This is a genomic window from Ideonella alba (assembly GCF_018069875.1).
Lineage (GTDB): Bacteria > Pseudomonadota > Gammaproteobacteria > Burkholderiales > Burkholderiaceae_C > Ideonella > Ideonella alba.
In genome coordinates this window covers 21520-47376 of the sequence record NZ_JAGQDF010000003.1, presented here as the reverse complement: position 1 = coordinate 47376, position 25857 = coordinate 21520, and the positions used below count along the sequence as shown (strand labels likewise).

Genomic DNA, 25857 nt, shown 5'->3' with positions numbered 1-25857 from the left:
GACGATGCGCATCGAGATCGAACCCGGCGTCCGCCTCTTCGTCGACATCGAAGGCCCGGGCCTCGTGCCCGACGGCCCGGCGATGCGCGAGCGGCCCACGCTGATCCTGCTGCACGGCGGCCCCGGCTACGACCACAGCGGCTTCAAGCCGGCCTTCTCGCGCCTGGCCGACGTGGCGCAGATCGTCTACTACGACCACCGCGGCCACGGCCGCAGCGACCGCCGGCCGGCCGACGAGTGGACGCTGGACAGCTTCGCCGACGATTTGGTGCGGCTGAGCGACGCGCTGGGCATCACGCGGCCGATCGTGCTGGGCCAGAGCTTTGGCGGCTTCGTGGCGCAGCGCTACATCGCCCGCCACCCGGGCCACGCGGCCAAGGTGGTGCTGTCCAGCACCTCGCCGCACCTGGGGCTGGCGCGCAAGCTGGCGATGTTCGAGCGCCTGGGCGGTGCGGCAGCGCGCGCGGTGGCCGAGGCCTTCTGGCGCCAGCCGACCGAGGCCACCTGGGCGCCCTACCGCCAGGTCTGCCTGCCGCTGTACAACACCACGCCCGCGCGCAGCGACGAGGCGACGCGCCGCATCGTCTTCAACGAGGCCATCCTGTTCGCCTCGGCCGGCGGCGAGCAGCAGACCATGGACCTGCTGCCCGGCCTGGCGCGCGCGCAGTGCCCGGTGCTGGTGATGGCCGGCGCGCAGGACCCGGTGTGCCCGCTGGCCGACAGCCAGGACATCGCCGCTGCGCTGCCACCCGGGCTGGGCGAGCTGGCGGTGTTCGACGGCTCGGGCCATGGCGCCTGGCGCGACGAACCCGATGCCGCCTTCGCCACCCTGCGGCGCTTCATCCTGGCCTGATCAGGCACAGGCCGTCCAGCGCGCCACCGCCTGCGCCAGCCACTGCGGATCGTCCAGCGCCAGGTCGTGGCCGGCGCGGGGGTGCTCCCACAGTGGGCAGTCCCAATGCCGCGCCAGCGCGGCCGAGCAGGCGGGCGCGACCATCGCATCGCCCAGGCTGCGCAGCACCAGCACCGGCATCGCCGGTCGGCCGGGCGGCAGGCGGTAGCGCGCCGCCGCCCACAGCTGGCGCAGCGCATTGCCGCGGCCGACCGGCCGCTGGCGCTGGATCGCGGTCCAGTGGGCCAGCCAGTCGGGCGGCAGCGGGCGGCGGCGGCTGCTCAAGCCCAGCACCTGCGCTTCAGCGGCCGCGCTGCCCCAGCCCAGGGCCAGCGCCGGCAGCCGCGGCCAGTGGCCGGGGCGCAGGCGGTGGTGCAGCGGGCTCAGGCCCGCCACGCTGCTGTTGACCAGCACCGCCGTCTGCACCTCGCTCGGGTGGCGCAGCAGCCAGTCGGCGGCCACCATGCCGCCCATCGACAGGCCGAGCAGGCCCAGCGGCCCGGTCGCGCCGGCGGCCTGGGCGGCGGCGCGGCAGTGCGCGGCGATCGCCGGGATCGTAGGCGGGCAGGCCTGCCGGTGCGCGGTGCCGGCGCCCGGCAGGTCCACACACAGCAGGCGCGCCTGCGGCAGCGCGGCCTGCAGGGCCGGCACGAAATCGCCCCAGTGCGCGGCCTCGCGCGTCAGGCCGCGCAGCAGCACCCAGGTGCTCGGCGTGGCATTCATCGACGCGCCCCGTACCAGTGGCGCAGCGCCGCCTCGCGGGCGGTCTCGCGCAGCAGCGGCTGGGGCCGCCAGCGGTGCTGGCTGGCGGCGGCGCGCATCAGGTGGTCCAGCAGCGCCAGGTGCCGGCGCAGCACGCGCTGCTGGCGGTGGGCGATCAGCGGGTTGAAGATGCCGTGGCGGCTGAAGGCCTGGCGCGGGTTCTTCTTGACCCACAGCCAGGAGCCCATCTCCAGCGTCAGCGGCAGCAGCGTGGTGCCGGGCTGCTGCTGCGCGCGCAGGTACAGGTGGTCCCACAGGTCGCCGTGCGCCAGGTACTGCAGGCTCTGCGGCTCGAAGCGGTAGCGGTGGTGCGGCAGCGCGCCGTCCAGCACCTGCGACAGCGCGTGCAGCTCCGGCAGGTGCTCGATCGGCGCGGGCGTGTGGGCGTGCGGAAACCACAGCCGGTCGTCCAGCCCGAAACCCGAGTGGCAGTCGATGCTGATCGCCAGCGGCCGGCCGATCAGCTCGCGCTCGACGACACCGCACAGCGCCTGCGCCTCGGGCTGCATCGCCGCGCCGGCCGGACCGCGGTACCAGGGCAGGCGGGCGCTCATGCGCTGGCCGCCCACGCCCCAGGGCGCGCCGTGGCGGCAGTCCACCGGGGCATTGCGCATCAGGTCCACACCGGCCGGGTTGGCGCGCGTGCCGTGCAACAGCCCGCCCGGGTTGACCAGCGGCACCACCACCAGGCGCACGCGTCCCAGCAGATCGTGCAGCGACACATCCCAGGCCCAGCGCGCCAGCACAGCTCGCAAGAAGGCCAGCACCACCTCGACGCCAATGCGCTCCAGGCCATGCACGCCCCCGAACACGCCGAAGGCTGGCAGCGCCGGGTCGCTGGGACCGGCGCTGAAGCTCAGCACGGCGCAGCGCCGGCCTCGCGCATCGATCTGGCACAGCGGCTGCACCTGCATCCCGGGCGGGCACTGGGCGGCCAGGCCGTCGATCTCGTCGAGCACCGAGGCGCCGCTGCGGCCTGCCATCAATCCGTCATCTCCTGTCGCCAGACTCGGCGCATGCACGACCTCACCCATCTCCGCGCCGCCCCCCGTACCAGCCTGGCCTGGTGGTTGCTGGCCATGGCCGTCGGCGCGCTGGAGTGCCTGGCGCTCGCACGCAGCCGCCTGCAGGCATCGCGGCGCAGCCGCTGATCGTGGCCGGCCACGATGACAAGGCTGTGACCGCCCGGCCGCAGCTCCACCGATCTGAGGATGCGCTCCGCGGGACCACTGGATAGCCTGTCAGCGCTCCTTGCCGACCGGATCACGCTGGATCACGGCGGGAGGCAGCACCTGACCAGGAGTCCACGCATGTCCCACCGTTCCTACCTGCGCCTGCTGGCCGCCGCCTCGGCCGCGGGCTGCCTCATGGGCCTGTCAGCACCCGCGCAGGCCACCCCCACGACTTACCGATACGGCACCGCCCAGACCTTTGGCTGCGACGGCGTCGCCGACACCCAGCCCGAGGACTTCGACTTCAATCCCATCAAGGGCGAGCGGAAGAAACTCAAGCTTGCCGCGCTGGCGCCCAGCGGCAGCCAGGCCCTGGTGTCGGGAGGCATCGCGCTGGGACACCTGCCGCGAATGAGCCTCAAGGCGTTGGCCGCCGAGATCCCGCCCAACTGCCGTGTCTCTGCGGCGAGCGCCGAAAGCATCGTCTACTTCAAGGACGAGATCGAGGTCAAGGCCGGCGATCTGCCAGCAGGCACGCCCGTGACCTACACCGCCAACGTCGACTTCGCGATCGACATGCCGCGCGAGGGCAACGGCTGCAACTCCGTGCCCTTCTTCCGCGCGTACCTCAACCTGTCAGGTCCGTTCACCCTCTGGAACCCGGTCGCGCCGTTCAACGGGACCTACCGCATGTCGCTGACGAAGACGATGGCCGTGGGCGATACGCTGTCCCTGGGCGTTGAAATCAGAGGCTTCGTCGAGGCGAGCCGCTTCCTGGGATCCAACACCTTCTGCGCCGAGAACACACTGCGCATGCTGGACAGCGCACGCGTCTCGTTGACCACCGACGTGCCGGGCGCCAACACGACCAGCCTCAAGGGCGTGCGCTACGGCGCGCCACGCTGAGCGCTCCGCCGCTCAGATCCCGCCCTTGGCCGGCACGATGGCCTTCATCGCGGCGACGAAGTCGGGGTTGGCCAGCAGCGCGTTCCAGCGGTTCATCAGCGCTTCCCAGGCCGGTCGCTCGATGCGGCCGGCCTTCACCGCGGCCGTCAGCGCGGCGTTGATCGAGGCCAGCTCGTCATAGAAGCCCAGGCCCTTGCCCTTGAGCTGCTTGGTGCCGTAGTTGCTGTAGCCAAAGGCGTTGTACAGCGCGTTCCAGTCGCCGCTGCCCGGCTTGACCCAGACCGCCACCGGCACGGCCGCGCAGGTCCCCGCCACCTCCACCCGCACCCAGCCGGTGACCGGGGTGGCGCCATCGGCATCCAGCACCACCCTCAGGTTGTTGCGGCCGGCGAAGAAGTAGGGCTGCGTCCAGACGGTGGTGAGCTGGCCGGCCTCGGCTTGGATGCCGCCGGGCTGGGCGATCAGCGTGTCGTTGGCATAGAGCCGGTCCACGCTGCCCGACAGGGCATGGCCGCTGACCTGGTCGAGCTTGACGTTGAAGGCGCAGCGGCCGTTGGCAGCCACCAGCGCGTCGGCAGCGTTCAGCCGGATCACCGGGATGAACGACAGGTTGCGGCTGACCGGCGCCTGCGCGATCAGCGTGCTGCCGTCCTTCTTCATCACGCGCATCAGCGCATTGATCTCGGTGCCGGGGGCGGGCTCAGCAGCCTGGGCGATGCCGACAGTGAGCAGCAGCGGGATCAGCGAGAGAGCGAACTTCATGGTGGGCGTCCTTCGTGGGTGGGCCGTCTGCGGCCCGGGTTGCACAACAGGCGCCGCCAAACACGGAAGGAACGCGTGACCATCGGCCCGGGGAACGGGCGCGAAGGGCAACCCCGCTATCTGTCGCGGCCCGGTGGGGGCCGCGCGAAGACCGGAGGCTTTGCGTCCCCGCCTTTCAGCGGGTTTGCCAAGGGAGCGAGTGCACTGTAGGGACGCCTGGCCGACACGCGGTATGACATCGTTCACACGTCGATACCGGCACCGATCGCCACGCCGACGAGTGGCGCTGCGCCGCCGACGAGCGGCGGCTCAGATCACCGACGCCGGATCCACGGCCGGGTCTCCGAAGCGCGTGACACGCCGCGGCTTCAGGTGCACGCGGCTGCCGTCCTGCAGCCCATGCTGCTGGCGCAGCGCGTGCCAGCGCTCGCGCGGCAGCTCCACGTCCACGTAGGCGCCGTCGTCGCGCAGGAACTCGACCCGCGTGTTCGGGCCCACGGTCAGTGCCTGCGAGAAGGTCACCGACCAGGTGCCGTCGTCGGCCGCCGGCACGATGTCCAGCTCGTGCGGGCGCACGTAGCTGACGTCGTCCTGGGCGCGGCCGTGGAACAGGTTGACGTCGCCCAGGAACTTCAGCACGAAGGGGGTGGCGGGGTGGTCGTAGACCTCGTCGGGGCTGCCGACCTGCTCGATGCGGCCCTCGTTCATCACCACGATGCGGTCGGCCACTTCCATCGCCTCTTCCTGGTCGTGGGTGACGAAGACGCTGGTCACATGCACCTCGTCGTGCAGGCGGCGCAGCCAGCGGCGCAGCTCCTTGCGCACCTTGGCATCCAGCGCGCCAAAGGGCTCGTCAAGCAGCAGCACCTTGGGCTCCACCGCCAGCGCGCGCGCCAGGGCCACGCGTTGGCGCTGGCCGCCGGAGAGCTGGTGCGGGTAGCGGTCGGCCAGCCAGTCGAGCTGCACCAGCTTGAGCAGCTCGCCGACCTTGGCGCGGATCGTGCCGTCGCTGGGCCGCGTGGCCTTGGGGCGCACGCGCAGGCCGAAGGCGATGTTCTCGAAGATCGTCATGTGACCGAACAGCGCGTAGTGCTGGAAGACGAAACCCACATGGCGCTCGCGCACATCCGAGAACGTCGCGTCCTCGCCGTGGAACAGCACCTGGCCGCTGTCGGGCTGCTCCAGGCCAGCGATCATGCGCAGCAGCGTGGTCTTGCCCGAGCCCGACGGACCCAGCAGGGCGACCAGCTCACCCGAGGGAATGGTCAGGTTCAGGTGGTTGCATACCGCCAGCGGGCCGTAGTGCTTGACCAGGTTCTTGACTTCGATGGACATGGAATGTGCTGCCAAGGGTGGTGAATGGGGGTCAAGCCGCCGCCGCAGATCCGGCTTCGCCGGTCTGCTGGCGGAGCCCCCCCGGGGGGTGGCGACCGGAGGAAGCCTGGGGGTCCTGTTTCATGCGTTGTTCGACGATGTATTTCAGGACCAGGGTGACCAGGGCGAGGCCGGCCAGCAGCGAGGCCACGGCGAAGGCTGCAGCGAACTGGTACTCGTTGTAGAGGATCTCGATGTGCAGCGGCATGGTGTTGGTCTGGCCACGGATGTGGCCCGAGACCACGCTGACCGCGCCGAACTCGCCCATCGCCCGCGCGTTGCACAGGATCACGCCATACAGCAGCGCCCACTTCACATTCGGCAGCGTGACGCGCCAGAAGATCTGCCAGCCGCTGGCGCCCAGCACGCGCGCGGCCTCTTCCTGCTCCTGGCCCTGGGCCTGCATCAGCGGAATCAGCTCACGGGCGATGAACGGAAAGGTCACGAAGACCGTGGCCAGCACGATGCCGGGCACCGCGAAGATCACCTTCAGGTCGTGGTCGCGCAGCCACTCGCCCAGCCAGCCCTGCAGGCCGAAGACCAGCACATAGATCAGGCCGGCGATCACCGGGCTGACCGAGAAGGGCAGGTCGATCAGGGTAAGCAGCAGGTTCTTGCCGCGGAACTCGAACTTGGCGATGGCCCAGGCCGCGGCGATGCCGAAGACCAGGTTCAGCGGCACCGAGATGCCGGCGGCGATCAACGTGAGCTTGACCGCCGACAGCGCATCAGGCTCGGCGATCGCCGCCAGATAGACCTCCCAGCCCTTCTTCAATGCTTCGTGGAACACCGCGAACAGCGGCACGAACAGGAAGAAGGACAGGAAGGCCAGCGCCACGCCGATCAGCGTGACACGAACCCAGGCGGGTTCGGTGGTGGGCGGCAGTACGATCGAGCGTCCTCTCACGCCGTCAAGGACCTGGCGCGGATCCGGCTTGGCCGGGCCGCTGCCAGAGCCCCCTTGGGGGGCAGCGACCGGAAGGGAGCGTGGGGGTGTCATGTCAGCGTCCCTGGCGCTGGCGGGCCCAGGCCTGGATCATGTTGATGCCCAGCAGCAGCACGAAGGCAATCGTCAGCATCACCACCGCGATCGCGGTGGCGCCGGCGTAGTCGTACTGCTCGAGCTTGGTGATGATCAGCAGCGGTGTGATCTCGCTGACCATCGGCATGTTGCCGGCGATGAAGATCACCGAGCCGTACTCGCCCAGCGCCCGGGCAAAGGCCAGCGCGAAGCCGGTCAGCAGCGCCGGCGTCAGCGTGGGCAGGATCACCAGGCGGAAGGTCTGGCCGCGGCTGGCGCCCAAGGTGGCGGCGGCTTCTTCCAGCTCCTTCTGCAGGTCCTCCAGCACCGGCTGCACCGTGCGCACCACGAAGGGCAGGCCGATGAAGGTCAGCGCCACGAAGACACCCGTGGGCGTGAACGCCACCTTGAAGGGCAGCCAGCTGCCGATCCAGCCGTTCTCGGCATACAGCGCGGTCAGCGCGATGCCGGCCACCGCGGTGGGCAGCGCGAAGGGCAGATCCACCAGCGCGTCGACCACGCGCTTGAACGGAAAGTGGTAGCGCACCAGCACCCAGGCCACCAGCAGTCCGAAGACCGCATTGATCAGCGCCGCCGCCAGCGAGGCGCCGAAGGTCAGCTGGTACGAGGCCACCACGCGCGGCGAGCTGACCGTGTCCCAGAAGCTGGCCCAGCTGAGGGTGAAGGTCTTCAGGAACACCGCTGACAAGGGCAGCAGCACGATCAGACCGAGGTAGAGCAGCGCGAAGCCCAGCGCCAGGTCGAAACCGGGCAGCACGGTGTGGCGCTTGAGCAGGGTGCGGGACAGCAGCACGGCAGGGTCGGTCCTCATGCGAGGACCGCAGTGGGTTATGCGGGAACCGATGCTAGGCAGGACGCCTGCGCCGGAGAACGAAGCAAAACGCGCTTGCTTATGCGTTCGATGCAGGACACCCCGGTGCGCGTCGGGCGCACGGGGTGTCCGCGGGACTCACTTCTTCAGGTAGATCGTGTCGAACACGCCACCGTCGGCGAAGTGGGTCTTCTGCGCCTTGGCCCAGCCGCCGAAGACCTCGTCGATCGTGAAGAGGTTGATCTTCGGGAACTGCTTGGCGAACTTCTCGGCGACCTTGGGGTCGGTCGGTCGGTAGTAGTTCTCGCCGGCGATGCGCTGGCCGTCAGGCGTGTAGAGGTAGTCCAGGTAGGCCTTGGCCACCTCGCGGGTGCCGCGCTTGTCGACCACCTTGTCGACCACCGTCACCGGCGGCTCGGCCAGGATGCTCAGCGAGGGCACGACGATCTCGAACTTGTCCGGGCCCAGTTCCTTGACCGCCAGGAAGGCCTCGTTCTCCCACGAGATGAAGACGTCGCCGATGCCGCGCTCGACGAAGGTGGTGGTCGAGCCGCGGGCGCCGCTGTCGAGCACCGGCACGTTCTTGAACAGGGCGGTGACGAAGTCCCGGGCCTTGGCTTCATTGCCGCCCGGTTGCTTCAGCGCATAGCCCCAGGCGGCCAGGTAGTTCCAGCGGGCGCCGCCCGAGGTCTTGGGATTGGGCGTGATCACCGACACGCCGGGCTTGACCAGGTCGCCCCAGTCCTTGATGCCCTTGGGGTTGCCCTTGCGCACCAGGAAGACGATGGTCGAGGTGTAGGGGCTGCTGTTGTGCGCCAGGCGCTTCTGCCAGTCGGCGGGGATCAGCTTGGCCTTGTCGGCCAGCTCGTCGATGTCGTAGGCCAGCGCCAGCGTGACGACGTCGGCCTCCAGGCCGTCGATCACCGAGCGGGCCTGCTTGCCCGAGCCGCCATGCGACTGCTTGATGGTGACGGTGTCGCCGGTCTTGGCCTTCCACTGGGCGGCGAAGGCCTTGTTGAAGTCCTGGTAGAGCTCCCGCGTCGGGTCGTAGGAGACATTGAGCAGCGTGATGTCCTTGGCGTGCGCGGCGCCGGCCAGGCTCAGCAGCAGTGTGGCGCCGATGGCGCCCAGGCGAAGGGAGAAGCGATTCATGGTGTTCCTGACACAAGGTGGGGTACGGCCAACGCAGTGTCGGGAACGGCGCGCATCCAGGGAACGAATGAAAACGCAGTCGCTTATGCGTTTTCTGACAGGCGTTGTCCGGAGGCGCGCCGGTGCGGGCGCGTCACAAGGTGGCGATCGAGACCTCGGTGGACTTGACCAGCGCCACGACGTCGCGCCCGACCTGCAGGCCCAGCTCATGCACCGAGCGGGTGGTGATGACCGAGGTGACGACCAGGCCGGACGGGGTTTCCACGTCGACTTCGGAGACGACCGGGCCTTCGATGATTTCGCGGACCTTGCCGCGGAACTGGTTGCGTGCGTTGACAGCGAGGATGCTCATGGTGTGTGCTTCAGGCAGTGGTGAAAAGGGGGGCAGACGGCGGTCAGTCGGCGATGCGGAACGCGACCCGCTCGTCGACCTGCTGACGCGGCAGGGCCGGCGGCACGCGCACCTGCAGCGGCACGCGCTGGTCGAAGGCGTCGGTGATCCAGGCGCAGCCGTTGCTGAGCAGCTCGCTGACGAGGGTCTGGGTGTCGCCGCGGTAGCCGGCCACCCGCAGCTGGGCGGCCATGGCGTGCAGCCGGGGAATGTCACGGGCCTCGACGGCCTGGCGCAGCGCCTGCCCGGTGAACGGCAATTCAAGGTGATGTGCAGTCATGCTCATGACGGGGGCCTCGTTTTAGGGGTGGAGTGAGGGAATGATCGGCGCCGCACCGCCCCCGGACAACGAAGGCCTTCGCGATTGCTTGCTCGCGCCGCGCATAAGCGAGCCGCGCTGTGGGCTCTGCGATGATCTGGCGATGCGCCTGCAACTGCTGTCCGATCTGCACCTGGAAACCGAGCCCTGTGAGCCGCAGCCCGCGCCCGGCGCCGAACTGCTGGTGCTGGCGGGCGACATCGACAGCTCCTGGCAGGGTCTGGCACGCTTTGCCAGCTGGCCGGTGCCGGTGCTGATGGTGGCCGGCAACCATGAGTACGACGGGCGCGACATGGACGAGGCGCTGCCGGCGCTGCGCGCGCACCTGGCCGGCCTGGGCATCCGGCTGCTGGAGCGGGAATCGGTGCTGCTGACCGGCGCCGACGGGCGGCGCATCCGCGTGCTGGGCACCACGCGCTGGAGCGACTTCGACGTCTTCGGCGCCGCGCAGCGCGAGCGGGCGATGCGCGCCGGCGAGTACTTCGCGCGCGTGCAGCGCAGCACCCGTGCCGGCCAGGTCTTCGATGCCGCCGCGGTGCGCGCCGAGGCCCGGGTCTGCCGCCACTGGCTGGAGGCCGCGCTGGCCGAGCCGGCCCAGGACCGCTGGGACGCAACCCTGGTCATCACCCACTTCGCGCCCAGCCTGCGCAGCGCCGACCCGCGCTACGGCCGCCAGCCGGGTACAGCCAGCTTCTGCAACGACGACGAGGACCTGGTCACCCGCGCCGACCTGTGGCTGCACGGCCATGTGCACTGCCGCCACGCCTACGCGCTGCCGCGGCCCGGCCGGGCGCCGGCACGGGTGGTCTGCCAGGCGCGCGGCCTGGTGTCCAAGGGCGAGGACGAGGGCTGGGATGCGCTGCGCCTGATCGAGGTCTGACGCGGCTCAGCCTGTGGTGATTGCGCATGCCCGCCACCGCGGCTGCGTGCGACACTGAACTCATCGATTCCACCGCGGAGTACCCCCCATGAAGATCCTCGTCGCCGTCGATGGCAGTTCCTTCACCAAGCGCATGCTGGCCTACCTGGCCGCCCACGACGAGTGGCTGGTGCGCGGCAACAGCTTCAGCGTCGTCAATGCCGTCAACGCGGTGCCGCCGCGCGCCTCGGCCGTGCTGGACAAGGCCCTGCTGAAGGGCTACTACGAGGACGAGGCCGAGAAGGTCTTCAAGCCGATCCGCGCCTTCTTCAAGCGCCAGGGCATCGAGGCCAGCTACGTGTCCAAGGTGGGCTCGGCGGCCGAGGTCATCGCCGCCACCGCCGACAAGGGCGACTTCGACCTGCTGGTGATGGGCTCCCACGGCCACGGCTCGCTGGGCAACCTGGTCATGGGCTCGGTGGCCACCAAGGTGATGGCCCACTGCAAGACGCCGGTCCTGCTGGTGCGCTGATCAGCGCGGCGAGGCCGGCGCCTCGTCGGCCACCTGCCAGGGCATCGGCACCGGCACCTCGTCCAGCACGTAGTCCAGGCCAAACGCGGTGCCCAGGCCGGCGGCGTCCTCGTCGTCCTCGGTGCGCGGCGCGCTGCTGCGCGCGAACAGGCGGTTCCACAGGCTGGGGCGGGCGGTGGCGGACATGGGTGTCTCCGGCGGGGTGGGTTCTTTGCCTGGACTTCGGCCGACGGCGGTCGAAATCAAGCCCGTGGCACGGCCGCTGGGAAAGTATTAGTAAGCCTAATGAATATTGATTTTGGCGAATTTCCCTTCATGAACTAGGTCCGGCTGCCGAGAATGCGCTCACTGCCCCGCGCTCCCCGTCGCGGAGGTCCACAACCCCCCACGAGGTGAGCGCCATGAAGTCGCAGTCGAACCAGCATGTGATCGTCCTCGGTGCCGGCATCATCGGCATCAGCACCGCCTGGTACCTGGCCCGCCAGGGCCACCGCGTCACGGTGGTCGACCGCCAGGACGACGCCGCGCTGGAAACCAGCTTTGCCAACGGCGCCCAGATCTCGGTCAGCTTCTGCGAGCCCTGGGCCAATGCCGGCGCGCCGCTGAAGGTGGCCAAGTGGCTGCTGCGCGAGGACTCGCCGCTGCTGTTCCGCCCCCGCCTGGACCCGCACCAGTGGCGCTGGGGCCTGAAGTTCCTGACCCAGTGCACCGACGCGGCCTTCGCCCGCAACGTGCAGCAGCTGGTGGCGCTGGGCGCCTACAGCCACGAGTCGCTCAAGGGCCTGGTGGCCGAGACCGGCATCGCCTACCAGCGGCTGGAGCGCGGCATCCTGCACTTCTTCTCGTCGGCCGCCGACGCCGAGGCCGGCTTTGCCGCCGCCGAGCTGATGCGCCGCCACGGCGTGGACCGCAAGATCCTCACCCGCGAGGAGGTGCTGAAGGTCGAGCCGGCGCTGGCCACCTTCGGCCCGAACATCCACGGCGGCACCTTCACCGCCAGCGACGAATCGGGCGACGCCCGCGTCTTCACCCAGGAGCTGGCGCGCCTCTGCGCCGAGCGCGGCGTGCAGTTCCTGTGGGGCCACGACGTGCTGGGCTTCGAGACCGCCGCCGGCGCCGTCAGCGGCGTGCGCATCGCCGAGCGCGCCAGCGGCCTGGCCCGCACGATCGACGGCGAGCAGGTGGTGGTGGCCATGGGCTCGTACAGCGCCCCGCTGCTGCGCCGCCTGGGCGTCAGCCTGGACATCTACCCGGCCAAGGGCTACTCGGCCACGCTCAAGCTCAAGCGCCCGCAGGACGCCAGCGTGGTCAGCCTGATGGACGACACCCGCAAGCTGGCGATCTCGCGCCTGGGCGACACCATCCGCATCGCCGGCACGGCCGAGCTCTCGGGCTACGACACCAGCCTGGACGGCCACACCGCCCGCGTGCGCTGCCAGGCCCTGGTCACCCGCTACGAGGAGCTGTTCCCCGGCGTGGCCGACACCACCGAGACCAACTTCTGGGCCGGCCTGCGCCCCAGCACGCCGACCAACATCCCCTACATCGGCCGCGCGCCCAAGTGGGGCAACCTGTGGCTCAACACCGGCCACGGCACGCTGGGCTGGACGCACGGCGCCGGCTCGGGCCGCGCGCTGGCCGAGCTGATCGCCGGCCGCCAGCCGCAGCTGGACTTCGGCTTCTGCGGCCCGGTCGAGACCGGCCGCCGCGCGCCGGTCACCGCCGCCGCCTGAGCCCGCTGTCGCCGCGGCGCGGCTCGCGTATCATCCGCGCCCCCTTCCTGACGGGCGCGGCATGACGCATTCCTTCTGCGCGATCGACTTCGGCACCTCCAACTCGGCCATCGCGGTGCCTGCCGCCGACGGCCGCATGGGCCTGGTGCCGGTGGAAGATGGCCAGCCGACCATGCCCACCGCGGTGTTCTACGCGCTGGAAGGCCTGGCCGCCCACGAGGAGCCGCGCCGCCTGTTCGGCCGTGCGGCCCTGGCCGCCTATGTGGAGGGCCAGGAAGGCCGGCTGATGCGCTCGATGAAGAGCGTGCTGGGCTCGGCGCTGATGGACCAGGCCACCGATGTGGGCGCCGGCCGCGCGGTGCGCTATGCCGACGTGATCGGCGGCTACCTGCGCCACCTGAAGGCGCTGGCCGAGGCGCAGGTGGGCGCACCGCTGCACCGCGCGGTGCTGGGCCGGCCGGTCTACTTCGTCGACGACGATGCCGAGCGCGACGCCCAGGCCCAGGCCGCGCTGGAGGCCGCCGCGCGCAGCGTGGGCTTCGACGAGGTGGCCTTCCAGTACGAGCCGATTGCCGCCGCGCTGGACTACGAGGCCACGGTGGACCATGAGCAGCTGGTGCTGGTGGCCGACATCGGCGGCGGCACCTCGGACTTCTCGGTGGTGCGGGTGGGGCCGGCGCGGCGCGGCCGCACCGAGCGCGCCGACGACATCCTGGCCAGCCACGGCGTGCACGTGGCCGGCACCGACTTCGACCGCCACGTGGAGCTGGCCGCCATCCTGCCGCTGGCGGGCTACAAGGCGCGCGGCCCGAAGCCGGTGGAGCGCGAGGTGCCCAGCAAGGTCTACTTCGACCTGGCCACCTGGCACCTGATCAACACCGTCTACCTGCCGCAGCGGGTGATGGAGCTGCGCCGCATGAAGACCTTCTACGCCGACTGGGGCCTGCATGCGCGGCTGATGGCCATCATCGACCAGCGCCTGGGCCACGGCCTGATGGCGGCGGCCGAGGCCGCCAAGATCGCGGTGGCTGAAGGCCAGGCCGCGCCGATCGACCTGGACGCGGTGGAACCCGGTCTGGCCAGCCACCTGGACGAGGCGCAGGCGCTGGACGCGCTGGAGACCGACCTGGAGCGCATCGTGCAGGCCGGGCTGGAGACGGTGCGCCGGGCCGGCGTGGCGCCGTCGGCGATCGAGGCGGTCTACCTGACCGGCGGCTCCACCGGCCTGGCGCCGCTGGCCACGCGCATCGCCGCGCCCTACGCCCAGGCGCGCACGGTGCGCGGCGACCGGCTGGCCTCGGTGGCCCAGGGGCTGGGCCTGCACGCGGCGCGGGTGTTCGGCTGATCAGCGCCGGCCGCGCGGCGGGCCCGAGCGGGGCTTGCTGCCGGGCCCGCCCGGCCGCCGCGGCGTGCGCGCACCGGCGCGCGAGGCGCTCTGCCCCTGCTGCGGCCGACTGACGTCAGCGATCAGCAGGCTGGAGCTGACCAGCGCTTCCACCGCATCGGCCAGGTCGGCTGGCGGCTCCAGCTCGTCGACCAGCGCCAGCAGGTCGTCGGCGTCCTCCAGGTCCTCGGGGTCGAAGCTGCGGTAGAGCACGGCCAGCGGCTCGAGCAGCTCGGGCGAGTCGATGCGGGTCAGCGCCGGGAAGTGCGTCAGCGCGGTGGCGAAGCCGGCCACCCAGGGCAGCACGGTCTCCAGCGGATCGGCCTCGTCGTCGAGCTCGAACACCCAGGGGTCAAACCACTGGCGGTGGTGGATGGCGCGGTTCAGTTCGGCATGGCGGCGGCGCAGCAGCGCGGCGATCGGCTCGGTGGCCACACCGGGCGGCACCGGCCGGCCGTCGGTGTCGAAGACGTAGCGCAGCCAGTCGGCCTCGGGCACCGGCTGCGGCTGCAGCAGCACGCCGACCAGGTAGCCATCGGACATGCCCAGGTCCAGCGGCTCCAGCGTGGCGGGCAGCTCGTCCAGGCGGCGCTCCAGTTCGGCCATGTCGGCGTCGGTCAGGGGCAGGCGCGGGTCGGCAGAGGGGGAGGACATGGCGGGATTGTCGCTGCGGCGACCGTCGGTGGGCGGACTTTCAGATCCGGCACAAGCGCGCAACGCCGTGGTAACGGCGACACATGTCCCTTAACTTGGGGAATTGGCACCACGGCAGGTGCGCTACATTGGTTCGCAAGCGCTGCTTCAGTGCATGCGCACCGGTCCCAACGACGTCCTCCTGGAGGACTTGCCGACCTGGCCCGCAAGGGTCAGGTCGTTTTTTTTGCCCGCGACGCACCGGTCTGGGGCGGCGTGGCAAAGCCCTCGGCCAGCACCTCGCGCAGCCAGGCCACCAGGACCTGCACGCCGCGCGGCACCTGGGCGGTGTGCGGCCGGATCGCCCACAGCCGCTCGGCAAAGGCGCCCACCGGCCGCCAGCCGGGCAGCACGGGCCGCAACCGGCCAGCGGCGAGCGCCGCCTGGGCGCTGAAGTCCGGCAGCAGCGCGATGCCCAGGTCGCCCAGCGCCGCCTCGCGCAGCGCCTCGGAGTTGTTGGCGGCCAGCGGCCCGCGCACGGCCACCCGGTGGCGCGCGCCGCCCTGGCGCGCTTCAAGCTGCCACACGGGCGTGGCACCCGGGCGTGGGTAGTACAGGCAGTCATGGGCGCTCAGGTCCAGCGGGTGCGCAGGCTCACCGCGCGCACGCAGGTAGGCGGGGCTGGCCACCAGCACCGAGCGGGTCTCGCACAGCGGCCAGGCCACATGGGTGTCGGGCGGCGCGTGGGTGTGGCGGATCGCCAGATCAAAGCCCTCCTGCGCCAGCGAGGCCAGGCGGTCGGCCAGGTCCAGCTCCAGCCGCAGCTCGGGGTAGCGGCGCAGGAAATCGGGCAGGCGCGGCAGCAGCTGCTGGCGGGCCAAGGCCACCGGCGCGGTGACGCGCAGCAGACCGCGCGGCGCGCCGGCCAGGTCGCGCACGCTGGCCAACGCGGCGTCGATCTCGGCAAAGGCGCTGCGGCTGCGGTCCACCAGCTGCTGGCCGGCCTCGGTCAGGCGCACGCTGCGGGTGGTGCGGCGCACCAGGGGCACGCCGGCCTGGGCTTCCAGCTCGGCCACGCGCTGGCTCATCAAGGCCTTGGACCAGCCCAGGCGCTGCGCCGCGGCGGTGAAGCTGCCGGCCTCGCCCAGCACGGTCAGCGCGTGCAGGTGGGCCCAGGGCGGGTGGCGAGGGGCGCTCTCGGTGCTGGTCATTGGTTCGTCTTTGGTGACCGTGATTGTTCACCAAGGCGAACAATGAATCCAGCGTGCCGGTCTTCTGCGGACGGCGGCAGCTGCCTAGACTGGCGCGCATCGCACAGCCTGTCCGACGGAGACTCCCATGGCCCTCGCCCCCGTGTCCTACACCGCCCGCGCCGACATCGGCCACTTCATCGCCGGCCAGGCCGTGAACGGCCAGGGTGAACGCCGCCAGGCCGTCTACAACCCGGCCACCGGCGAGGTGGCACGCCACGTGCGCCTGGCGGCCGAGGCCGATGTGCATGCCGCGGTGGCCGCCGCTGCCGCCGCCTTCCCCGCCTGGGCCGACACGCCGCCGCTGCGTCGCGCGCGCATCCTGAACGCCTTCCTGGGCCTGCTGAACCAGCACAAGGACACGCTGGCGGCGATGATCACCGCCGAGCACGGCAAGGTCTTCACCGATGCGCAGGGCGAAGTCACGCGCGGCATCGAGATCGTCGAGTTCGCCTGCGGCGCGCCGCAGCTGCTCAAGAGCGACTTCACCGACCAGGTGGGCACCGGCATCGACAACTGGACGCTGCGCCAGCCGCTGGGTGTGGTGGCCGGCATCACGCCGTTCAACTTCCCCTGCATGGTCCCGATGTGGATGTTCCCGGTGGCCCTGGCCTGCGGCAACACCTTCGTGCTCAAGCCCAGCGAGCGCGATCCCTCGCCCAGCCTGTTCATCGCCGAGCTGCTGAAGCAGGCCGGCCTGCCCGACGGCGTGTTCAACGTGGTGCAGGGTGACAAGCTGGCGGTCGATGCGCTGCTCAACCACCCCGAGGTGAAGGCGGTGAGCTTCGTCGGCTCCACCCCGATCGCCCAGTACATCTACGAAACCGGCGCGAAGAACGGCAAGCGCGTGCAGGCGCTGGGCGGCGCGAAGAACCACATGGTGGTGATGCCCGATGCCGATGTCGAGCAGGCGGTGGACGCGCTGATCGGCGCTGCCTACGGCTCGGCCGGCGAGCGCTGCATGGCGATCAGCGTGGCGGTGCTGGTGGGCGACGTGGCCGACAAGATCATCCCCAAGCTGGCTGAGCGCGCTCGCGCGCTGAAGGTGATGAACGGCCTGGAGCTGGCCGCCGAAATGGGCCCGATCGTCACCCGCGAGGCGCGCGACCGCATCGAGGGCTATGTCGCGCTGGGCGTGGAGGAAGGCGCACAGCTGGTGGTCGATGGCCGCGGACTGACCGTGCCCGGCCATGAGACCGGCTTCTGGACCGGCGGCACGCTGTTCGACCACGTCACGCCGCAGATGCGCATCTACCAGGAGGAGATCTTCGGCCCGGTGCTGGCCTGCGTGCGGGTGAAGGACTTTGCCGAGGCGCTGCAGCTGGTCAACGAGCACGTCTATGGCAACGGCGTGGCCTGCTTCACCAGCGACGGCAACGTGGCGCGCGAGTTCGGCCGCCGCGTGCAGGCCGGCATGGTGGGCATCAACGTGCCGATCCCGGTGCCGATGGCCTGGCACGGCTTCGGCGGCTGGAAGAAGAGCCTGTTCGGCGACATGCACGCCTATGGCGAAGAGGGCGTGCGCTTCTACACCAAGCAGAAGTCGATCATGCAGCGCTGGCCGGCCAGCATTGCCAAGGGCGCCGAGTTCGTGATGCCCACCGCCAAGTAAGGCGACGCAGGAAACCGGGTTACAGCCAGGTCGCCGCAGCGATTACCATCCGGGACAGCGCTCTCCGCCCATGACGCGGGGAGCCTTGTCCCCGCCGTCATCCATGCCGCGCACCAAGTCCGCACCGCCCTCGCCTGCCACGCCGCCCACCGGCGGCAAGGCCTCCCGCCTGCAAATGGCCGACATCGCCCGCCTGGCCGGGGTGTCAGTGTCCACCGTCTCGCGCGCGCTGGCCGGCAGCAGCCTGGTCAACGAGGCCACCCGCCTGCGTGTGGCCGAGCTGGCGCGTTCGCTGAACTACACGATCAACGTCGGCGCGCAGAACCTGCGCCTGAAGCAGAACCGCACGATCGCGGTGGTCGTGCCCTATGACCCGGCGACCCGCCAGCACCTGTCGGACCCCTTCTTCCTGAGCCTGATCGGCAGCCTGGCCGATGCGCTGACCGACCGCGGCTACGAGATGCTGGTCTCGCGCGTCGACGTCAACCGCCTGGACCTGGCGGCCCAGAGTTACGAGGCCGGGCGGGCCGCCGGCATCGTGCTGGTCGGCCAGTGGCACCACCACGAGCAGCTCAATGAACTGGCGGTGCGCGGCGTGCCGCTGGTGGTGTGGGGCGCGCAGCTGCCCGGACAGGCCTATGCCACGGTGGGCAGCGACAACGTGGCCGGCGGCCAGCAGATGACGCGGCACCTGATCGAGCGCGGCGCCCGGCGCATCGTCTTCATGGGCGACACCGCGCTGGAAGAAATCGGCCAGCGCCACCGCGGCTACCTGCAGGCGCTGGCCGAAGCGCGCCTGCAGGCCGACCCGGCACTGACCCGCCAGGTGCCTTTCGAGACCGAGGCGATCGAGCACGCGGTCGAGACCCTGCTGGCCGACGGCACCAGCTTCGACGCCCTGTTCTGTGCCTCCGACCTGATGGCGATGACCGCGATCGGCGCGCTGCAGCGGCTGGGTCGGCGGGTGCCCCAGCAGCTGCGCGTGGGCGGCTACGACGACATCGCGCTGGCCGCCCACTACCACCCCAGCCTGACCACGGTGCGCCAGCCGATCGAGGCGGCCGGCGAGCAGCTGGTGGCGGCACTACTGGAGCAGCTGGACGGCGCGCGCCCGGCCTCGCGCCAGTTGCTGACCGAGCTGGTGTTGCGCGACAGCAGCCGCTGACCACGCCGACCACCGCCCCGCGCCAGGCAGGCGCCGGGCGTGGCCCGAGCCGCTGCGGGCCTCTTGACGGCTTGTCCGGGAAAACCGGCATTGCAATCGATTGCGATGCCCGCGACGATCGCGGTATCGCATCGACACTCGGGGGCCGCATGCCGCCCGACGCCACCGTCACCATGAGCGCCGCCAAGCCCATCCTCTCGCCCCGCCAGATCGTCCAGATGAACGTGGGCTTCCTGGGCCTGCAGTTCAGCTTCGGCCTGCAGCAGGGCAACATGAGCCCGATCTACGGCATCCTCGGGGCCGACGAATCGGCACTGCCGCTGCTCTACCTGGCCGGGCCGGTCACCGGCCTGCTGGTGCAGCCCATCGTCGGTGCGATGAGCGACCGCACGCTGTCGCCGCGCGGCCGGCGCACGCCCTACTTCCTGATCGGCGCCATCCTGTGCTCGCTGAGCCTGTTCGCCATGCCCTACAGCTCGGCGCTGTGGATGGCGGCCGCGCTGCTGTGGATCCTGGACGCGGCCAACAACATCACGATGGAGCCCTACCGCGCCTATGTCAGCGACCGGCTCGATCCCTCGCAGCACGCCCAGGGCTTCCTCACCCAGAGCGCCTTCACCGGGCTGGCGCAGACGCTGAGCTACCTGTCACCCTCGATCCTGGTCTGGCTGGGCATGAACCGCGACGCCCTGGACGCCAACGGCATCCCGGTGATCACCCGGGTGTCCTTCCTGATCGGCGCGGTGCTGTCGTTTGCCACCATCTGGTACAGCATCCGCCGCGTGCCCGAGCTGCCGCTGAGCGAGGCGCAGCGCGCCGAGATCGCCGCGCTCAAGACCGGCCTGGGCGCCACGTTGCGCGAGATCTGGGACGCGATCCGCGAGATGCCCACCGCGATGCGCCAGCTGGCGGTGATGAAGCTGTTCCAGTGGTACGCGATGGTCTGCTACTGGCAGTACGTGATCCACGCGGTGGCGCGCTCGGTCTTCGACACCACCGACCCCAACAGCGCGGCCTTCCGCGAGGCCTCGCTGGCCTACGGCCAGGCCGGTGCGTTCTACAACCTGATCGCCTGCGTGGCGGCCTTTGCGATGGTGCCCTTCACGCGCCGCCTGGGCGCCGGCAAGGTGCACGCCTTCTGCCTGGCCGCCGGCGGCGTGGGCATGCTGATGCTGCCGGGCCTGCACGACCGCTGGATGATCTTCCTGCCGATGATCGGCGTGGGCCTGGCCTGGGGCAGCATCATGGGCAATCCGTACGTGATGCTGGCCAGCAGCATCCCGCCGCAGCGCACCGGGGTCTACATGGGCATCTTCAACATGATGATCGTGATCCCCATGCTGATCCAGAGCGCCACCCTGCCCTTCATCTACCGCAGCTGGCTGGGCGGCGATCCGCGCCAGGTGGTGATGCTGGGCGGCGCGCTGCTGCTGTGCGCGGCGGTGGCCACGCTGTTCGTGCGCGTGCCGCGCGAGGTGCCGGCGCGCTGACCGATCAGCCGGTGCGCTCGCTCATCAGCAGCTTCACACCGAAGCCGATGAAGAGCAGGCCGGCCACGCGGTCCAGCCAGTGCAGGCGGCGCTGCACCGCGGGGTGACCCGCCATCCAGGCCGCGGCCCAGGCCCAGCCCAGGTTCACCGGCAGGCTGCCCAGGTTGAAGACCACGCCCAGCGCCAGGAACACCGCCGTCTTGTGGGCGGCATCGGGTGCGATGAACTGCGGCAGGAAGGCCAGGAAGAAGATCACCACCTTGGGGTTGAGCACGTTGGTGGCGAAGCCGCGGCGGAAGGCGCCACTCAGGTCGGTCGATGCGGTGGAGGCGGCCAGTGGCGTCGGCTGGCCGCCGCGCTGCAGCAGCGCCCGGGCGCCCATCCAGAACAGGTAGGCCGCGCCCACCCACTTCAACACCCCGAAGGCCAGTGCCGAGCCGGCCAGCAGCACACCCAGGCCCAGCGCCGCGCCCAGCACATGGACGAAGCAGCCGGCCACCACGCCCAGGGCTGCCGCCACGCCGACCCGACGGCCGCCGCGCAGCGCATGGCTGACGATGCACAGCACGTCGGGGCCGGGCGTCAGGTTCAGCAGCCAGCCGGCCCCGATGAAGAGCAGCAGGGTGTGGGTGTCGGGCATGGCCGCAGTATCGGCCACGCCGCTGGCCTGCCCAGACCCTCAGGCCAGCAGCTGCAGGTCGAACAGCCGCTCGGTGCACCAGAGCATGGCCACCACGCCGGCCAGCGCCGAGCCGCCGCCCAGCACCCAGCGCCGGTAGCCCGGCTGCCGGTGTCCCCACCAGGCCAGCGGCAGCCACAGCGCCACCACGCCCAGCTGGCCCAGCTCCACACCCAGGTTGAAGCCCGCCAGGGTGCGCGCCAGGTCGGCCCGGTCCAGCCCGAGGTCACTCAGCGCGCCGGCAAAACCGAAGCCGTGCACCAGGCCGAACAGCGCGCTGATCTTCCAGCGCGGCGACGGCAGGAAGGGCCGCAGGTTGTCGATCGCCGTCAGCGCCACGCTGGCCGCGATCAGCGACTCGACCCAGCGCGTCGGTGGGCTGAACACGCCCAGCATCGCCACCGCCAGCGTCACCGAATGCGCCACGGTGAAGGCGCTGATGGTGCGCGCCACATCCAGCAGCACCGGTCGCCAATTCGGTGCGGGGGTGCCGGCCGCGCCACCCCGCAGCACCGAAGGCAGCAGCAGCACCCACAGGAACAGCAGATGGTCGGCGCCGATCAGGATGTGGTGGATGCCCTCGCCGATGTAGGCCGCCCAGCCGGCCGTGGCGGGCGCGCCCGCCGCGGGCTGACCGGCCCGGGTCCAGGTCCGCTGATCGCCGGGGGCCAGCGGCATGGGCTCGGCGCCCGAGGCCGGCGGGTCGCCCACCCAGCGCAGGATGGCGCGGTGCGCCGGGTCGCTGTGGGCGAACAGGCGGTACTGCAGCACCAGCGCAGCGGCCGCCGCGGGGCACTGCCAGTCGCGCCGCAGCACGGCATGGGTGCCGTCGGCATGGTCGTCCACCTGCACCGGGGCGAGCGGGCCGGCCGCACAGTCGCCGCCGGCGGGCGTGCCCAGGCCGAGCGCCGGCCGCAGCCAGGCGTCGAGGTCGGCCTGGCGCTGGCGCAGCTCACTCCAGGTGATGCGGCCATCGTCGTCTGCGTCCAGCGCCAGTTCGCGGTCCAGGTCGCGCAGTGACACGTCCAGGCGTTGCTGCACCTGCTCGCCCACCACCGTGAGTGTCAGGTAGGCGGTGCTGGGCGCATGCGCCATCGCCACCCCCGAACAGGCCACCAGCCACAGGGCCAGCGCCAGCCGGCGCAACGGTCGGCCCAGCGCGCTCATGAACCCACCCCCGGACGCGGCCGGTCGCTCGGCCAGCGCCGATCGACAAACCCCTGGGCGCGCGCCCAGGCGCGCACCGGGGCCGCGGCCTCGGGGCGGCCGGCCGCCTGCGCGGCGCGCAGCACGGCCAGCGCGTCGGCGGGCTCCTTCTGCAGCTGCCACTGGCCCAGCGCCAGTTCCAGCGCCACTGAAGCGCGGCCGCGCAGTTCCAGCTCGAAGCGCGACAGCTCGCGGGCGTGGCTGTTGTCCTGGCGCAGCCGGGCCGCATCGAAGCGGGCCTGGAGCTGCGCGATGCTGGCCGCCGCGGCGGGGTCGCCCAGCCGCTGCTGCGCCAGCGCCAGGCGCAGCAGCAGCGCATCGGCCTCAGCGCGGTCGGCCAGCAGGCGCAGCACCTCGCGCTCGCGGCGCTGGTCCAGCAGCCAGTCGGCATGGGCCGCCAGGGCGTAGACGCCGGGCGAGCCGGCGGTGGCCTCGCGGAACAATGGGCCGGCCTCGGCCGAACCCAGGCGGGCGGCCAGCTCGGCGCGGACCAGTGCCAGCCAGGCGGTGTCCAGCCCGCTGCCCGCCGCGCGCCGCGCGATCGACGCCAGGGTGCGCTGGGCAGCCTGCGGATCGCGCCCCTGCAGGCTGTCGAGTTCGGCCAGGCAGACCTGGCCGGTCCAGGCCGTGGCGGGGCCCAGGGCCTGGTCAACCCCGGCGGCCAGGCGCTCGCAGCCGGTGCGCGCCTGCGCCCAGTTCCCCAGCACCTGGTGCAGCGTGGCGCGGGTCCACTCGGCCTGGGCACGCACGGCCAGCGGCACCGGTGGCGTGGCGCCCGCGGGCGCGTCGGCCAGCGCATCCAGATCCGCCAGCGCGGCGCTGAAGTCGTGCTGGTTCTGGCGCAGTGTGGCCCGCAGCAGCCGCACCGGCGGGGGCGGCGCGGCCAGCCCCCACCAGGGCGCCAGCGCGGCCTGGGCCGGGCCCAGCTCGCTGGGGTCGCCGCGGGTGCGGGCGCGCTCCAGCGCCTCGCGGGCCAGTGCCAGCGCCAGCGGCAGCCGGGTGGGGTCGGCGCGCAGGGCCTGAAGGCGTGCGCGCTGCGGCGGCGCCTCGCCCAGCCGGGTGGGCAGTTGTTGCAGCAGCTCGGCGTCGTCGCCTGGGGTCCTGGGCGCGGCCGGCGCGGCAGGGGTGAACAGCGCCGCCAGCACGCCCAGCGCGGCGCCCATCAGGCGGTGTGACAGAGGTCCGGACATGGTGGGTGGGGGTCAGGACAGGGAGAGCGGCCGTGGCATCGCGCCCCGGCCGCACGGGGACGCGCTGGCCGCCGCGTCGGGCGGCCAGCGGCGTCAGCGGTCGATCACATCGCGCCGGGCGTGGGCGTGTTCAGGTACGGGAAGCCCGGCAGGAAGGGCGTGACCGCCTGGTCCACCGCGTCATGCAGCTTGAACGAGGTGGCGCCCAGCGGCACCGCCGACGGCTTGCACTTGGCGCCGAAGCCCAGTGCGTCGGTCGTGCCATTGGCCATGCACAGACCGCCCATCATCGCCACCAGCGAGATGTCGACCACATCGTCCTTGGGCCGGCGGCCGTTGGGGTAGCCGGCCAGATCGTTGCCGCCGGCCAGCAGGTTGCCGACGATGCCCAGGCGGTTCTGCTGCGCGAAGGGCACCGGCGGGATCGCGGTGTTCAGGCGCAGCATTTCAGACGGCACCACATTCGCCGGCCGGTTGACGCCCGCGATGCCGGTCAGGAAGGTGGTGCTCAGGTCGGTGCGCGGGTAGTTCTTGGGCGCGATGCCGGGCAGGCCCAGCGCGATCTCCAGCAGCTTGGGCAGCGTCGGATGGGTCACATAGGTGGCGAACTGGCCGTCGGCCGCGGGCGCCGAGGCGTTGAAGCGGTTCTTGTCGGGCAGGCCGATGACCACCTCGTTGACCAGGGGCATGCCCAGGCGCGACACCTGCACCCAGTCGCCCTGCACGCGCTCGGTGCGCTGCAGGCCGCTCTTGGGATCGGCCTCGAGCAGGCGGCTCTGGCGCAGGCTGGCGGTGGTCCAGCCACCGATCACCGGCTCACCCGGGCGGGTCAGGCAGGCCTTGGGAATCTCCAGCGCCAGCGTGGTGACGTTGCTGCTGGCGATCGGGTTGGGTACGGCGCCCAGGTAGGACGGGTCGGTGATGACGGCGGCCGGCGCATGCACCAGGTCGAAGACCACGCCCAGGTTGACCGCGAAGCCTTCGGCGCGTTGGCCGACGAACATCCGTCCCGGGGTGGCGCAGCCCGGCAGGTTGATGTTGTAGAGGTGCTTGGCCGCGTAGGCCGGGTAGTCGGCAATCGTCTTGGTGCCGATGTTGTCGACCGGCTTGTCGAAGACGCTGGCGCCGGTGTCGGCGTTGGTGACCGTCCAGGCCGTGCCCTTGCGGCGGTCCCCCTGCATCAGCGTGACGGTGAAGGTCTGCGCCACGTTGAGGTTGGTATCGGCCACATTGGCCACCGGGCCGGCCTGCACCAGCGGGATGGGCACGCTCTTGGAGCCCACCGGCAAGGCGATGCCCTTGCCGCCGGCCAGCTGGTTGCTGAAGCGGAACTGGAAGCTCAGGTCTTCCTGGGCATCGCCGTTGTTGTCGATGTGGATCTCGTACAGCGCGTTCGGATCCATCGAGAAGTAGTTCGGGCCGCCGTAGGCGTCCTGCAGTGGCTGGTAGTTGGCGATCAGCGTGACGAAGTCCGAGCGGCCCGGCTCGTAGCTGGTGAACAGGTAGAAGTCGGTGCCGTCGACCTTGGGCGCGGTGGTGATGAAGGGTGCTTCGCGGTGGCTGGATGCGCCGGCCGGCACGCTCAGGGCGCACAGGGCGGCAGCAACCAGGGGCGCCAGGCGCAGGGTGGAAGTGGACATGGTGGCTCCTCGATCGGTGGTGGGTGGGACCCGGCGGTCTGGCCGGGTCTGCGCTCTGTACGAGCCGGTCATCGGCGCAGATGCGGGCACGAAGATCCCCCTGCCACGCCATCGGGCATGCATCCAGGCGCAGGGCTGCTGCGTACGCGGGCGCGTGACAGGTGCATCTGCGGCGGCTGTCGCTGCGTAGAGACCCTGGACCCGACCCACCCACCGCCTGGAGCCCCCATGCCGTTCCTAGAATCCGCCCACTCTGTTGCTGCACGGGTGACCCACCATGGCTGAGCTGTCCGATCCCGCCTCGCCCGCGCAAGCGCAGCTGGCCCTGTGGCTGTCGCGCGTGGCGCTGGGCGACCGCGCGGCCTTTCGCCAGCTGTACGACGCGGTCGGCGGCCGGCTGCTGGGCGTGATCCTGCGCATCAACCGCGACCGTGCGCAGGCCGAAGACCTGCTGCAGGAGGTCTTCGTCAAGATCTGGGGCGCGGCGGCCAGCTTCGACGCCCAGCGCGCCCAGCCCCTGACCTGGATGACCGCCATCGCCCGCCACCGCGCGATCGACAGCCTGCGCCGCCGGCAGGCCGAGCCGGTGTGGGTCACCACACGGGGCCTGGACGACGACCCCGACGATCTGGTCGACACCCTGCCCAGCGACCACCCCGGCCCGCAGGACCTGCTGGCGCGCGCGCTGGAGGACGGCGCGGTGCGCGGCTGCCTGGGCGGCCTGCGTGCCGAACAGCAGCAGAGCCTGGCGCTGGCCTTCTACGACGGCCTGACCCACCCCGAGCTGGCCCAGCACCTGGGCCAGCCGCTGGGCACCGTCAAGAGCTGGCTGCGGCGCGGCCTGCAGGCCCTGCGCAGCTGCCTGGAACGCAGCGGCGCGATCGAGCCGACGGGGGCCTGA

The 25857-nt window shown here is 71.3% G+C and carries 27 protein-coding genes and 1 riboswitch; of the genes, 11 read left to right on the top strand and 16 right to left on the bottom strand.

Annotated features, from left to right (window positions below):
• Nucleotides 1-4: 4 nt before the first annotated feature.
• Nucleotides 5-853, top strand: a complete 849-nt coding sequence (locus tag KAK07_RS05660) for an alpha/beta fold hydrolase (protein ID WP_210859462.1) — start codon at nt 5-7, stop codon at nt 851-853.
• Here KAK07_RS05660 and KAK07_RS05655 read toward each other — a convergent pair whose 3' ends face one another.
• Together KAK07_RS05655 and KAK07_RS05650 are read right to left on the bottom strand one after the other, a co-directional pair.
• On the bottom strand, nt 854-1615 hold the full coding sequence (locus tag KAK07_RS05655) for an alpha/beta fold hydrolase (RefSeq protein WP_210859460.1): 762 nt from the start codon (nt 1613-1615) through the stop codon (nt 854-856).
• Nucleotides 1612-2637 carry a M14 family zinc carboxypeptidase gene (locus KAK07_RS05650; protein WP_210859458.1) on the bottom strand — a complete coding sequence of 342 codons (1026 nt, stop codon included), beginning with the start codon at nt 2635-2637 and terminating at the stop codon, nt 1612-1614. The genes KAK07_RS05655 and KAK07_RS05650 overlap by 4 nt, the downstream gene beginning before the upstream one ends.
• A 33-nt stretch (nt 2638-2670) precedes the next feature.
• On the opposite strand from KAK07_RS05650, the gene KAK07_RS25575 reads away from it, so the two are divergent.
• Together KAK07_RS25575 and KAK07_RS05645 are read left to right on the top strand one after the other, a co-directional pair.
• Nucleotides 2671-2805 (top strand): hypothetical protein, encoded by a 135-nt coding sequence (locus KAK07_RS25575; RefSeq protein WP_256441043.1) that lies wholly within the window; start codon nt 2671-2673, stop codon nt 2803-2805.
• A gap of 159 nt (nt 2806-2964) precedes the next feature.
• The gene (locus KAK07_RS05645) at nt 2965-3732 is read left to right on the top strand and encodes a hypothetical protein (RefSeq protein WP_210859456.1); all 768 of its coding nucleotides are present in this window, start codon (nt 2965-2967) and stop codon (nt 3730-3732) included.
• A gap of 12 nt (nt 3733-3744) precedes the next feature.
• On the opposite strand, the gene KAK07_RS05640 is transcribed toward KAK07_RS05645, so the two are convergent.
• The 7 genes from KAK07_RS05640 to KAK07_RS05610 all read right to left on the bottom strand — a co-directional run bounded on the left by KAK07_RS05640 (nt 3745) and on the right by KAK07_RS05610 (nt 9544).
• Entirely contained in the window at nt 3745-4494 is a 750-nt protein-coding gene (locus tag KAK07_RS05640) for a hypothetical protein (protein WP_210859454.1), read from the bottom strand.
• A 103-nt stretch (nt 4495-4597) separates the two neighbouring features.
• A riboswitch (cyclic di-GMP riboswitch) is annotated at nt 4598-4693 on the bottom strand.
• Between the two features lie 110 nt (nt 4694-4803).
• Complete coding sequence (locus tag KAK07_RS05635) at nt 4804-5829, bottom strand: sulfate/molybdate ABC transporter ATP-binding protein (protein ID WP_210859446.1); 1026 nt, start codon at nt 5827-5829, stop codon at nt 4804-4806.
• Between the two features lie 31 nt (nt 5830-5860).
• Nucleotides 5861-6868 (bottom strand): sulfate ABC transporter permease subunit CysW, encoded by a 1008-nt coding sequence (cysW, locus tag KAK07_RS05630; protein WP_210859444.1) that lies wholly within the window; start codon nt 6866-6868, stop codon nt 5861-5863.
• Between the two features lies 1 nt (nt 6869).
• Nucleotides 6870-7721: a sulfate ABC transporter permease subunit CysT gene (gene cysT, locus KAK07_RS05625; protein WP_210850985.1), complete on the bottom strand. Its 852-nt coding sequence runs from the start codon at nt 7719-7721 to the stop codon at nt 6870-6872.
• 138 nt (nt 7722-7859) lie between these two features.
• Nucleotides 7860-8873: a sulfate ABC transporter substrate-binding protein gene (locus tag KAK07_RS05620; protein WP_210850984.1), complete on the bottom strand. Its 1014-nt coding sequence runs from the start codon at nt 8871-8873 to the stop codon at nt 7860-7862.
• Nucleotides 8874-9006: 133 nt separating this feature from the next.
• Nucleotides 9007-9225, bottom strand: a complete 219-nt coding sequence (locus KAK07_RS05615) for a TOBE domain-containing protein (RefSeq protein ID WP_210802456.1) — start codon at nt 9223-9225, stop codon at nt 9007-9009.
• 43 nt (nt 9226-9268) lie between these two features.
• The gene (locus KAK07_RS05610; RefSeq protein ID WP_210859443.1) at nt 9269-9544 is read right to left on the bottom strand and encodes a hypothetical protein; all 276 of its coding nucleotides are present in this window, start codon (nt 9542-9544) and stop codon (nt 9269-9271) included.
• A 142-nt stretch (nt 9545-9686) separates the two neighbouring features.
• Between KAK07_RS05610 and KAK07_RS05605 the strand changes: the two genes are divergently transcribed.
• Nucleotides 9687-10463 carry a metallophosphoesterase gene (locus tag KAK07_RS05605; protein ID WP_210850982.1) on the top strand — a complete coding sequence of 259 codons (777 nt, stop codon included), beginning with the start codon at nt 9687-9689 and terminating at the stop codon, nt 10461-10463.
• An 88-nt stretch (nt 10464-10551) separates the two neighbouring features.
• A complete protein-coding gene (locus tag KAK07_RS05600) occupies nt 10552-10974 on the top strand; it encodes a universal stress protein (RefSeq protein WP_210859441.1) in 423 nt (140 codons plus the stop codon).
• Here KAK07_RS05600 and KAK07_RS05595 read toward each other — a convergent pair whose 3' ends face one another.
• The gene (locus KAK07_RS05595; RefSeq protein ID WP_210859439.1) at nt 10975-11160 is read right to left on the bottom strand and encodes a hypothetical protein; all 186 of its coding nucleotides are present in this window, start codon (nt 11158-11160) and stop codon (nt 10975-10977) included.
• Between the two features lie 206 nt (nt 11161-11366).
• Here KAK07_RS05595 and KAK07_RS05590 point away from each other — a divergent pair, with 206 nt between their 5' ends.
• Both KAK07_RS05590 and KAK07_RS05585 read left to right on the top strand, forming a co-directional pair.
• Entirely contained in the window at nt 11367-12707 is a 1341-nt protein-coding gene (locus KAK07_RS05590) for a D-amino acid dehydrogenase (protein ID WP_375141215.1), read from the top strand.
• Between the two features lie 61 nt (nt 12708-12768).
• Entirely contained in the window at nt 12769-14052 is a 1284-nt protein-coding gene (locus tag KAK07_RS05585; RefSeq protein WP_210859435.1) for an Hsp70 family protein, read from the top strand.
• Here KAK07_RS05585 and KAK07_RS05580 read toward each other — a convergent pair whose 3' ends face one another.
• Both KAK07_RS05580 and KAK07_RS05575 read right to left on the bottom strand, forming a co-directional pair.
• Nucleotides 14053-14745 (bottom strand): YecA/YgfB family protein, encoded by a 693-nt coding sequence (locus tag KAK07_RS05580; protein WP_210859433.1) that lies wholly within the window; start codon nt 14743-14745, stop codon nt 14053-14055.
• A gap of 212 nt (nt 14746-14957) precedes the next feature.
• Nucleotides 14958-15935: a LysR family transcriptional regulator gene (locus KAK07_RS05575; RefSeq protein WP_210859430.1), complete on the bottom strand. Its 978-nt coding sequence runs from the start codon at nt 15933-15935 to the stop codon at nt 14958-14960.
• A gap of 127 nt (nt 15936-16062) precedes the next feature.
• Between KAK07_RS05575 and KAK07_RS05570 the strand changes: the two genes are divergently transcribed.
• The 3 genes from KAK07_RS05570 (at nt 16063) to KAK07_RS05560 (ending at nt 20241) form a co-directional block, all read left to right on the top strand.
• On the top strand, nt 16063-17586 hold the full coding sequence (locus tag KAK07_RS05570; protein ID WP_210859428.1) for a CoA-acylating methylmalonate-semialdehyde dehydrogenase: 1524 nt from the start codon (nt 16063-16065) through the stop codon (nt 17584-17586).
• Between the two features lie 103 nt (nt 17587-17689).
• Complete coding sequence (locus KAK07_RS05565) at nt 17690-18751, top strand: LacI family DNA-binding transcriptional regulator (RefSeq protein WP_310740703.1); 1062 nt, start codon at nt 17690-17692, stop codon at nt 18749-18751.
• Between the two features lie 149 nt (nt 18752-18900).
• On the top strand, nt 18901-20241 hold the full coding sequence (locus KAK07_RS05560; protein ID WP_247660849.1) for an MFS transporter: 1341 nt from the start codon (nt 18901-18903) through the stop codon (nt 20239-20241).
• Nucleotides 20242-20245: 4 nt separating this feature from the next.
• On the opposite strand, the gene KAK07_RS05555 is transcribed toward KAK07_RS05560, so the two are convergent.
• The 4 genes from KAK07_RS05555 to KAK07_RS05540 all read right to left on the bottom strand — a co-directional run bounded on the left by KAK07_RS05555 (nt 20246) and on the right by KAK07_RS05540 (nt 24956).
• The gene (locus KAK07_RS05555; protein WP_210850971.1) at nt 20246-20881 is read right to left on the bottom strand and encodes a LysE family translocator; all 636 of its coding nucleotides are present in this window, start codon (nt 20879-20881) and stop codon (nt 20246-20248) included.
• 39 nt (nt 20882-20920) lie between these two features.
• Nucleotides 20921-22087 (bottom strand): HupE/UreJ family protein, encoded by a 1167-nt coding sequence (locus KAK07_RS05550; RefSeq protein WP_210859426.1) that lies wholly within the window; start codon nt 22085-22087, stop codon nt 20921-20923.
• Nucleotides 22084-23316 carry a hypothetical protein gene (locus KAK07_RS05545; RefSeq protein WP_210859423.1) on the bottom strand — a complete coding sequence of 411 codons (1233 nt, stop codon included), beginning with the start codon at nt 23314-23316 and terminating at the stop codon, nt 22084-22086. The genes KAK07_RS05550 and KAK07_RS05545 overlap by 4 nt, the downstream gene beginning before the upstream one ends.
• Nucleotides 23317-23420: 104 nt before the next feature.
• On the bottom strand, nt 23421-24956 hold the full coding sequence (locus KAK07_RS05540) for a DUF4331 domain-containing protein (protein WP_210859421.1): 1536 nt from the start codon (nt 24954-24956) through the stop codon (nt 23421-23423).
• Nucleotides 24957-25233: 277 nt separating this feature from the next.
• Here KAK07_RS05540 and KAK07_RS05535 point away from each other — a divergent pair, with 277 nt between their 5' ends.
• Complete coding sequence (locus KAK07_RS05535; RefSeq protein WP_210859419.1) at nt 25234-25857, top strand: sigma-70 family RNA polymerase sigma factor; 624 nt, start codon at nt 25234-25236, stop codon at nt 25855-25857.